An 11,338-nucleotide genomic window follows, 5' to 3' on the forward strand; every position below is an offset into this window, starting at 1 on the left:
TTATTAAGTGGATTGGTGTTAATTATTAGTTCTAAAAAAATTAATTTCGATAAGTTTAACAAAATATCATTGATTAGTCAAATTATTATTGTTGGATTAATAATTATTTTAGCAACAGGAAATATAATTGACAATGGAAATGTTATTAGAGGAAATAGTGGGGAAATTAGATACGGCTTTGGGTTTAGCCATCCCAATACTCTTGGAATATTATCTTTTCAAATGATATGTCAGTACTTGTATATAAAAAGAAAAACTAATGAGTATAAAAAATATATAATAAGTACAATAACTGCAACTATTATATATAAGGCAACCGATAGTAATACAGCATTATTAATGTCATTAATGGTAGTTTTTTTGACAATTATATATGAAAATATAATTAAAAGAAAATTTAATTATAATCAAATTAAAAATATGTCTATTATATTATTAACTTTTTCAAGTACAATTCTTATAATATTGTCTAGTTATTTTTGGGTTTATCCTAATAAATTACGTATGAGTACAATGGTTACAAGAATATGGCAGATAAAAAAATATTTAAAGGCATATGGTGTGAATTTATTTGGAAATGCAATTAGTACTGGTACTGATATAGCACTTCCAGGTATGCCAAAAGGATATTACTACCTAGACAATGCATATGCATGGATATTAATAAATTTTGGCATTGTTGTATCGGTAATTATATTAATTGGAGTTATCTATTATTTACGTAAGTTAATATGTTATGGTGAATTTAATATGTTAATAATAGTCTTTGTATATTTAATATATGCAATTTCGGAAACAAACCCGTTTATGATTGCTTTTAATAGTACATTGATTGGATTGAATTACTCTATATTTAATGTTAAAGAAAGGAATAATTTAAAGAAAAATAATGAAGAATAATGATTTAGTATCGATTATAATACCTGTTTATAAAACTGAAAAAAAGTATTTAATCAACTGTATAAAATCTATTGAATCACAAGAATATAAAAACTATGAAATTATTTTAGTGGATGACGGAAACCCTAAAGAGTATAAGGATGTATTGTATGAGATCAGAAAAGATATAGAAAAAGTACGTATAATACATAAGGAAAATGGGGGAGCTTCATCTGCTAGAAATTTAGGATTAATTGAAGCAAATGGAGAATATATTACGTTTGTTGATGCGGACGATAGTATATCAAAAGATTTTATATCACAAGCTGTTTCATATATGGATGAATATAGTTTAGATATTGTTATCGGTGGTTATCAAGTAGAAGAGGTTAAGCATCTACCTGAATGTTCAGATATAATATTATATCAAAATACAGAGATAGAAAAAATAAAACAATTATTTGTATCAGGATTTTCAACTAAAGATACAAAATATTTGAAGAATTGCTTAGGAATTGTAGCTCCTTGGGCAAAAATGTTTAGAAGAAAGTCTATAACTGGTATTATATTTGATGAATCTCTTATTTTATCAGAAGATACTTTGTTTAATTTATATTGCTTAGATAAGGTTAATAAAGTAGGGGTAGTTTCAAAATGTTGGTATAACTATTCAGTTGTTGAAAATTCAATTTGTCATAGTTATCGTGAAAATGCATTATACGAAATTAACATAAGTACGCAAAAGTTTGAGGAATTTTTGAATTTATCTTTACAAAACAGAAATAAATTTCAGGAAGCATATAAATTCAGAATGCTTAGACAATTATATCACTTGTTAATATATTGTTATTGTAATCTATCGTATAAAAATGGGAGTCCAGTTAGTGACATAAAGAAATTTTTAAATGATAATAAAGATATATATAGAAATCTTAATGATAGTAAAACATTTTATTTACCTAAAAGTTATCGAATTTTAAGATTATTGGCAAAGCATCAATGTTCTATAGGTATATATATATTCTTTAAATTAAAGTTATATTTAAAGAAATCATAGATAATGTAAAGATTTATTTTTATTGCTTAAAGTAAATAACCCAATTTAATAGTTGTAGATGGATTATTTGGATCAATATTTTTATATGAAGAAAATAAAAGATGAAGAAATGTTTAGTTGTAGATAAGAGAAATCATATAGGTGGAAATATATTGCGATAATATAGAGAGTAACGTCAAATATAAAGAATGAGCTGATAAAGAAACCAATATAATTTTTGGTAGAAGATTAGCAAAATATAAGTATTATGATATAAATAACGCAGTTTAAAGAGATTAAAAGGCAGTTGAAGAAGAACTTAGAAGGGTAGAATAGTATGAAAGTTTTAAAAAATTTTTTATATAATTTGTCTTATCAAATATTAGTATTAATATTACCTTTAATAACAGTTCCGTATGTATCCAATGTATTGGGAGCAAAGGGTGTAGGAGACTATGCCTTTACTTTTGCGAATGTCCAATATTTTGTTTTATTTGGAATGGTTGGTGTGACTTTATATGGAAATAGACAAATAGCTTATGTAAGGGATAATAAAGAAAAGTTAAAAAATACTTTTTATTCAATATACTCAGTCCAAGTAATAACAATGCTTATATCAGGAGGATTATTTTTACTATTTGCTTTTACATTCACTGATGAAGGATATAGAAATCTATATTTAGTTCAAGGAATAAATATATTAGCAGCTTTAATAGATATATCTTGGTTATTTATGGGGCTTGAGCAGTTTAAAAAAACTGTATTAAGAAATACAATAGTAAAATTAATATCACTTGCAAGTATTTTTATATTTGTAAAAAACATAGATGACTTAGTAATTTATATTTTAATATTAGCTTTATCTAACTTATTAGGAAATATGACATTTTGGCTATATGTTCCTAAGGAAATAGGAATTAAAAATATTAGAATTAAAGGGATAGCAGGGCACCTAAAAGCTTCTATAGCTTTATTTATTCCACAAATAGCAATACAAGTTTATTTGTTATTAAGTAGAACATTATTAGGAGTTTTTACAGATACTATACAAGTAGGATATTATGAAAACTCTCAAAAATTAGTAAGAATGGCATTGACAGTAGCTACTGCAATTGGAACAGTTATGATGCCTAAGATATCTAATACAGTTGCGTCAGGGGATATGGATAAAGTTAAGTATTATATAAAGAATTCTTTCTTTTTTATGAATTTTATTTCAATTCCACTTACATTTGGATTGTTAGGAATAGCTAAGGAATTATCACCATGGTTTTTTGGAAAAGAATTTGAAGGAATAGAAACATTAATAATTATAAGCTGTGTAATAATATTAGCGATTAGTTGGTCAAATGTTTTTGGAACACAACTTTTAGTTCCTTTAAATAAAACAAAAGAGTTTACTTTATCTGTAACAGCGGGTGCGATTGTTAACTTAGTCTTTAATCTTATATTACTAAAACATATGGGGAGTATAGGAGCTTGCATAACTATAGTTTTGGCAGAAATAACAGTTACGATTACAGAAATGTATATTTTAAGAAAGTTCTTGGATATTAAAGAGCTAATAAAATCTGTTATTATATTTTTCCCAGCAGCAATAATTATGTTTATAATAGTTAGAATAATTGGAGTTAATATGGGCGCAAAAATATTAACAACTATACTTCAAGTTTCAATTGGAGGTTTAACTTACTTATTATTTGTATTTATACTATTTAGGATTTATCATAAGCAAAATTTTGTAGGTTATTTAAAGAAAATGTTAAAGAATTAGATAGTTTTTATTTTATAAAAACTATCTAATTCTTTATTTATAATGATTACTTTTATTAATACTTTTTTAAAAGAAAAAGCCTATCTAAAAAAGTGAAGTAAGACCTGTTAAGTAGAGATAACTTAAAAAGATCGTTACAAGATCTATTTAGCGGGGTGGTTTTTATGCTAAAAAAGAATAAAATTTAAAGTTAAAAGCAGAGCTTGAATATTTAAAAAATTCTTCGAGAAAATAACATGATATATAGTATGACTAGGAAAGGGATTTGTTACGATATCAGCTGCATAGAAAGTTATTTCGGCCACTTGAGAAGTTAGATAATTCATCAATTATTTTTTTGAAGACACAGAAAGTATAATTAATATATATTAATTGGTACAATAATGAAAGATTCTAAGGTGTATTTAAAAAACGTACACCTATTGAAGTCAGGTGTACGGATTATAATTAATGAGTCTTTTTAAGAACTGTCCATTTAATTAGACTTAGTTGAGACAATAGTATTTTAATTTATTCTAATTATTTTTTTGTAAAAAAAGAATTTTTAACAATGATAATTGCAAGTACAGTAAATACAAGTCTATAAATAATGACTATAATGGTTACAATATGAATATCAATAAAATTCACAAGTAAGCTATTTAATAGCTTACTAATACCAATAATATTTAAGTCTATTAAATGAAAACATAATGCAACTAATGAACATCTTCCGTATAACTGAATAAAGTTGTAATTAATAGTACTTGCCTATATTTTTTTAGATAGATATCCACTAGAAAAACTACCTAAAGAGTGTCCTATTACAATTAATAACATTCAAATTCCTTTTGAAATATCGATCCATTTAACTCTTTCTATAAGATGCCTCCAATTGTGATTTTAGAATAATAAAGTTTTATTATTGATGCGAATTAAAAATAACTCTATCAACTTAACATAAGTGATAGAATTATTTTTAATAGAGTACTATCTAATATCATTAAATATATAATCTCTCATTTGTTGTTTTGCAGTTTCAATATCAAAAGTTAGATAATAAACTCCGCCAATATTAGCCCCTTCACCATAGCCATCTCTTGGGAATCTATCTTGTTCTAAATTAACTCCTGAACTAAGAACCTTAGTACCTAATGAAAGGATGTCAGTTGTACTTAAATTAGTTTGAACATAAGGTAAAACTTCATTTAATAATGAATTATATGAACCAATAGATGCTGAAGTTAATTTAGTAAATAAAGCTTCAAGTACTGTTCTTTGTCTTTCAGTTCTCTTATAATCTCCACCAGCAGTATATCTAATTCTAGAATAAGCAAGAGCTTGTGTACCATCTAGATGCTGAACACCTGCATAAGTAATATGAGAAGAATTTGTTCCATCTTTTTTATTGATATCATCTATATATCCGTTTATGTATTGCAACTCATCATTAGTAATTTCTATATCTACTCCACCTAGAATATTAATAATCTTAGGCAATGAAGAGAAGTTAACTGATACAAAATCTTTAATATTTAACCCGAAGTTTTCATTTATTGTTCTTATTGCAAGTTCTGGACCACCATAAGCATAAGCATGGTTTATTTTATCCATTCCGTATCCATCTATATTTACATAAGAGTCTCTCATTATAGATGTTAGCTTAAGTTTATTGTGAACTGGGTCAACAGTTGCTATCATTATGGAATCTGAACGTCCACCTTCTCCATCAACAGCATCAACACCAAATAAAGCTATATTTTTAATTTTATTTACGTTGTTATAATCCTTTAAATCATCTTCTACTATTCCAAGATTATCTTTGTTAAGCTTAATGCTATCCATTTTGCTTAAAAGTCCAATAAAATAGCCGCCACCAACAACAGCTAATGCTAAAATTACGCACAAGAAGCCTATAAATATTTTAAAACCTAAGGATTTTTTCTTTTTTTTCTTTCCCCTTTTTTTATGTGTATCAATTTCGTTTCTTGACATATATACACTCCCTTTCAATATGATATTTTACCACAGTAGTTAGTACACTTTCAATTCAAGTAATTTATTTGTAATAAATTATATTATAATCCAGGTTCATGTAAGTAAGAAGGAGTTAATGGATTAGCAGTTAATGGATCAAATAATGAGGCTACAGATTTATATCCTATTCCTTCCCTTACCATGTCTTTATTATCTACTTTATATTCATAACATGCCATTAATACTTTACTTCTTTCATCTTCTGTATCAGCAACACTATTAATTAAGAGCTTTTTATTTGTATTTGGAATTAATTCTTTCCTTCCAAAGAACCTACAATCCTCAATTAATCCTTTTTTGTATAATTCTAACATTTTTTTACCGGTCTTAAGATGTTGAGAATGGGAATCATATTTATAACTATGAGTTATATGGGTAACAGTAGAGTATTTATTTTCAAAATCAAGAATTGTATTCTCTAACATTTTTAAATCAACAGTCTTTTCAGGTTGATTTAAGAAGATTAAGTTTTTTTCTAATACTCCTAGTTGAGAAGTAGCTGCTTTAAACTCATTATTTCTTAAAGTTGATTTTTCTAATGTAGTTAGATGTCTGTATCTTTCAGCTGTGAAAACTCCACTTTCATCACCATCAGTAATTAATACAATATAAACATTTTCTGCTCCAACAGATTTTATTGCATCCACTACAGTACTGCCAGCAAAAATTGTTTCATCATCTTGATGTTGGGAATAGAAAACAACTGCATCACCATATGTATAACTCTTAGCTGAATTAACTGCATCTTGGCTAATATCTCCATAGACAGTTAAACTATTTGCACCAGCAATAGAAGATTTATCTGAGTTGTTATCTACTAAAACAACAGGTTCCTTTAAAGCTGAGACCGTCAAGGCGTCTATAAGTTCAAGTGATTTACTTAAGTTAACGTTATTTTTACTTGGGAAAAATTTTGATATAACTTTTTTATTTGTTTCAAACCTATTTATACCACTAATTCTCTCAGAAAAACTATCAAAGCTAGTATTTATTACACCAGTACCGCCTATAGAATATGCTTTAACTTGCTTTTTGTAAGTAGTATCACGACCATTAGTTAATATTACAGGGTTACCACTTCTAGCAGCAACTGGTGCTATGCTCATAGCATCTGCTTCTCCTATTAAACCATTAACATAATATAGTTCCGATATTCCTTTTATATTGTTAATTTCATTTGCTACTAAATGAGATGTTATAAATCTATCTTTTCCACCTAGTCTTACAACTGTTTTTCCAGACTGTTTTAATTTATTCTCAATGTTTTTTGAAATAACACCATCTCCACCAACTAGATATACTTTATTTGCCTTAGATAATTTAGATAAAGTAGAGCTTGGAATATTATTGGTTTCAGTTAAAAGAATTGGTGAATTAGTAGCACCACTTAATCCACTTGCAGATAAACCATCTACTAATGAGTAGCCATTAACTAGAATAGCTGAATTATAATTAAGCTTGTCTGATATCATTGCAGCTGTCTCATATCTGTTTTTGCCAGCTACATATTCTACATTTGCCGCATAAGCATTTATAATAGGCAATGACGAAAATAATAATGATAGTAATAATATTTTTATACATTTCTTTTTCATAACATTCTCCTATATTTCTATTAATAGAGAAAATTATATCACATTTGAAAGTTTATAAAAATCATATTATCTAAATATTAACAAATAAAATTAGATTAAATTAGATTAAATATACACATGATAGACTTAATTTAACAAATTTCTCATATATGAACATTGAGGATAGCGAGAGTTTGATATATAATTAATACATATTGTATAAATCAATAAATATATGTGTTTGAAAGGATGGGGGTTTTGGAAAACAGAAATTATAAAAAAATAATATCATTTATACTTACATTAACTGTTGCTATAGGTTTATTTACTGGAGTATTTACAGTTAAAGCAAATGCATATACTAGTAATTCTGAGATTGTAGAAGAAAAACTAAAATCAATAGTAGCTAGATATGGTGAAGAAAATGTTTTGTTTGAAGATGGTATTTATTTAGAGTATGGTGAAAGCATTAATTTATCAGATTCTGAAAAATATCAAGGCGTTTTATGGACTTCTGAAGATAATGAAATTTTAGAGGTTAATGGTAATGTTATTAAAGGAATTAACTATGGAACGACTTTTTTAGTTGGTAGTAAGGAAAATAAATATTATATTAAAGAAGTATATGTACATGAATCAGAAGAAAAGCAAGCTAGATCTATGAGTTATATGGATTCAAGGTCAAGTTCACAATTTGTTGCATATGTAGATGCAGGTCATGGTGGTTATGATCCAGGGGCTGTAGCAAATGGATTAAAAGAAAAAGACTTAACATTAAGTATTGCTTTAAAAGTTAAGGCAAAACTTGAGGCTAAGGGTATAAAAGTTGTTATGAGTAGAGATACTGATAAGTTCCTTTCACTGCAGGATATAGCTAATAAAGCTAATACTAGTAATCCAGATATATTTATTTCAATACATATTAACTCAGCTGGAGCTACAAGTGCTTCAGGGATTGAAACATACTACTACAAAGGTGTGGATAAGCCTTTAGCAAGTAATATTCAAGATAAGTTAATAGAATATACAGGAGCGAATAACAGGGGAGTTAAGTGGGAAGAGTTTTATGTTGTAAAAAATACTAAAATGCCTGCATCATTAGTTGAGTCTGGATTTATAACTAATGTAAATGAAGCAAATAAGATGAAAACTGCAAGCTATCAGGATACTTTAGCTAGAGCAATAGCAGATGGAGCCACTTCTTATTTATTTGATCAAAATCCATTAGTTGCAAATAGATTATATGGATCAACTAGATATGAAACTTCTTATGAAATTTTTAAGAAGGGATGGAATAGTTCAGAAACTGTAGTATTAGCTTCAGGACTTGATTATCCAGATGCCCTTTGTGCAACGCCTCTTGCAAGTAAATACGATGCACCTATTTTATTAGCAAAAAATACTTCGCTAAAAAATCAAGCAGATTTAACTAATTTACTTAAATCTCGTGGTGTTAAAAAAGTATTTATTGTTGGTGGAACAGGGGTTATACCTTCATCAGTAGAAAAAGAACTTTCAAATATGGGAATAAGCAGTAAGAGATTAGGTGGACAAAATAGATATGAGACTTCAGTTAAGATAGCTCAAGAACTAGGTAGTACTACAGGGGAAATAGCATTAGCTTCTGGCTTAGACTTTGCTGATGGATTATCTGTTTCAGCAATTGCTGGGAAGAGAAATATGCCTATATTATTAACTCAAGCTAATAATATCCCGAAAGAAACATTAAACTATGTTAAGAGTTTAAATATAAAGAAAACATATGTAATTGGTGGAACAGGTGCAATATCTAATAGTGTAGCTAATAATTTTTCAGGTGTAGAAAGATTGGGCGGAAGTAATAGATATGCTACTAATAAAGCGATATTTAATAAGTTTAAAAATGAATTAGACTTAAGTAATTTATATATTGCCGCAGGCTTAGATTTTCCAGATGCGTTAGCTTCTTCAGCTTTAGCAAGTAAGCAAAATAGCTTTGTAGTTTTATCTAACTCTAAATATGCTGAACAAGAAGTTAAGGATATAGTTTCAAGTAGTAGAGGATCAATTCAAAACCTTTATGTATTAGGTGGAAAGACTATAGTAACTGATAATGCATTATATGATTTAGGAATTAGATCAATTAGATAAAAAATAGGATGGGTGACCAAAAGGTTTTTCCATCCTATTTTTTATTTTATATAATTTTTTATAGTAAGCAATATAGAATTTAGGGTATAGTATGGTGTTAGTTCACCACCAAACTTTCTAAAGTACTTCTCTATAGATGGTATCATAGAACCTTCAAAATCAAATGAATTTAACTTTAGTTCATTTTTAGTATAAAGCATTGCTTCCCATAGTAAGAAGGACATTCCATAGTTATTACTTCTATCTACGCCACCCATTATATAATAAGCTCTCTTAGTATCATAAGCTAATACGCAGCCGCCAACAGCAGTGTTATTTTCATCAAAGACTATTCCAATGATACAATTGTTATTTCTATTTAAGTTAATTAATAATTCTTTAGTTAAGCTATTATCGAAATTACTTATATTTTGACTGCTGAAGCTTTTATTATTTAGCTCAAAATATAAATCTAAATACTCGTCAAAACCCCATTTAATTCTAGCATTAAGTTTATTTCCTTTATTTACAGAGGTCTTTTCTTGAAAATTGTTCCACATAACTTTTTCATCTATTAAGGGAACCCTATAAGTATATCTAATAGAAGTTGTATACTTATTCCATATAAAAGGTTGAATATCAGTATGTTCTGGTGAAAAGCTATAGTATAGCAAGGTTTTTTCTCTAAGTTTACTTATAAATAACTCATTTATATCTTTAATATTAGAAATTCTTTTACTTATAGATAAATTATGAATAGATTTTGATACCAGTACACCTCCAAAAGGAGTCATATGAGGCATAACAATAAACTCTTTTCCAAACTTTTTAGATGTAGAAATATAGAATGATGCAATCCATTTATTATTTTTATCTGTTATTGAATATAATTCATAGTTTTGCGCTGACTTATAATCTTTGCCAATATTATTAAGAAGCCAATAACTTTTATGATAGAAAGTACCTTCTGGAGATTCATCTACAAAGTTATTCCATAAGGATAATACTTCATTATCTGTTTTATCTAGTTTGTTTATATTCCAGTTCATTCACTACCTCCTGATAGCTCATAAATTTTATGCCTTTATTATAGCAATACTCTACTAGCCACATGTACCAATTCTTCCAATCATCCCATCCCTTAGAGAAGTATTCTTGGTGGAAGTTTACGTTTAAAATAATATCATTATCAATATTTTTATCTATTATATTTTTAGTATATTCAATAGCGTATTTTAAATTGTATTTTTGTAGTCCATTTTCTTGGAATAGATAACTATCCATAATGTGAAAAGGAATCTCTATTAACCCATCTTTAGTTATATAAGGTTGTTTTAATTCTGGAGAGTATTCTGTAGTATCAAAGGTATAGCCTATATTTTTCATATAAGAAAAGGTATCATTATTTCTTCTTAAATAATGCATTCTTATTCCTATATTCTCAGTACTATGTATTTTATTAAACTTATTATATTCTTCATTCATCTTATTAAAATCATCAAAAGCAATTCCATGTATACCAACATTTAAACCATTTTCTAAAATATATTTAGTATGTGGTTTTGCAGCATCAGCTTTATATGCTAAAGTATTATCATTAGAAGATGCAAAAAAGTAAGTGGATTTAATATTATATTTTTTATCAAAAGCTACTAGCTCTACTATGTTAGTTAAGTTATTTTTCATTATAAGCTTTATTCTTGCAAAAAAAGTAGAGAAGTTAATTCTAAATAAAAATAGTTCTAAAAAAGCTCTAATTACCATCTTAATTGCTATTAAATCATTTTTATGCTCCTTTCTAGTTAAATTGTCAACATCATGTGAAAGTATTAACCTCATAATAAATCCTCCTAATTAATAACTTGATTTTTCTTTAATTTTCTAGTTAACGAACTGAACGTAAACTACATAAGTTCAAATTTTATTTATTTCTTATATTTATATATTATT

Annotated in this window: 8 protein-coding genes and 1 pseudogene; 5 read left to right on the forward strand and 4 right to left on the reverse strand. The window is 27.1% G+C overall.

Annotated elements, in window-relative coordinates; genetic code table 11:
• From E6248_RS08040 to E6248_RS08050, 4 genes and pseudogenes are all read left to right on the forward strand, one after another.
• A partial coding sequence (locus E6248_RS08040; protein WP_316340303.1) for a hypothetical protein occupies positions 1–900 on the forward strand: 900 nt, incomplete at its 5' end.
• Complete coding sequence (locus E6248_RS08045; RefSeq protein WP_316340304.1) at positions 890–1,936, forward strand: glycosyltransferase family 2 protein; 1,047 nt, start codon at positions 890–892, stop codon at positions 1,934–1,936. The genes E6248_RS08040 and E6248_RS08045, both read left to right, overlap by 11 nt.
• A gap of 48 nt (positions 1,937–1,984) precedes the next feature.
• Positions 1,985–2,088 (forward strand): annotated as a pseudogene (locus E6248_RS16395) (NAD(P)-binding protein); the annotation flags it as partial.
• A 164-nt stretch (positions 2,089–2,252) separates the two neighbouring features.
• Positions 2,253–3,689 (forward strand): flippase, encoded by a 1,437-nt coding sequence (locus E6248_RS08050; protein WP_316340305.1) that lies wholly within the window; start codon positions 2,253–2,255, stop codon positions 3,687–3,689.
• 969 nt (positions 3,690–4,658) lie between these two features.
• Here the strand turns inward: E6248_RS08050 and E6248_RS08055 are convergent.
• Positions 4,659–5,663 (reverse strand): LCP family protein, encoded by a 1,005-nt coding sequence (locus E6248_RS08055; protein ID WP_316340306.1) that lies wholly within the window; start codon positions 5,661–5,663, stop codon positions 4,659–4,661.
• 83 nt (positions 5,664–5,746) lie between these two features.
• Positions 5,747–7,300 (reverse strand): cell wall-binding repeat-containing protein, encoded by a 1,554-nt coding sequence (locus tag E6248_RS08060; protein WP_316340307.1) that lies wholly within the window; start codon positions 7,298–7,300, stop codon positions 5,747–5,749.
• A 228-nt stretch (positions 7,301–7,528) separates the two neighbouring features.
• On the opposite strand from E6248_RS08060, the gene E6248_RS08065 reads away from it, so the two are divergent.
• The gene (locus tag E6248_RS08065) at positions 7,529–9,409 is read left to right on the forward strand and encodes a cell wall-binding repeat-containing protein (RefSeq protein ID WP_316340308.1); all 1,881 of its coding nucleotides are present in this window, start codon (positions 7,529–7,531) and stop codon (positions 9,407–9,409) included.
• Between the two features lie 41 nt (positions 9,410–9,450).
• Here E6248_RS08065 and E6248_RS08070 read toward each other — a convergent pair whose 3' ends face one another.
• Entirely contained in the window at positions 9,451–10,437 is a 987-nt protein-coding gene (locus tag E6248_RS08070) for a hypothetical protein (RefSeq protein ID WP_316340309.1), read from the reverse strand.
• Positions 10,409–11,227, reverse strand: a complete 819-nt coding sequence (locus E6248_RS08075; protein WP_316340310.1) for a hypothetical protein — start codon at positions 11,225–11,227, stop codon at positions 10,409–10,411. The genes E6248_RS08070 and E6248_RS08075 overlap by 29 nt, the downstream gene beginning before the upstream one ends.
• Positions 11,228–11,338: the final 111 nt, after the last annotated feature.

It is taken from the genome of Clostridium sp. (assembly GCF_032552055.1).
GTDB lineage: Bacteria > Bacillota > Clostridia > Clostridiales > Clostridiaceae > Clostridium.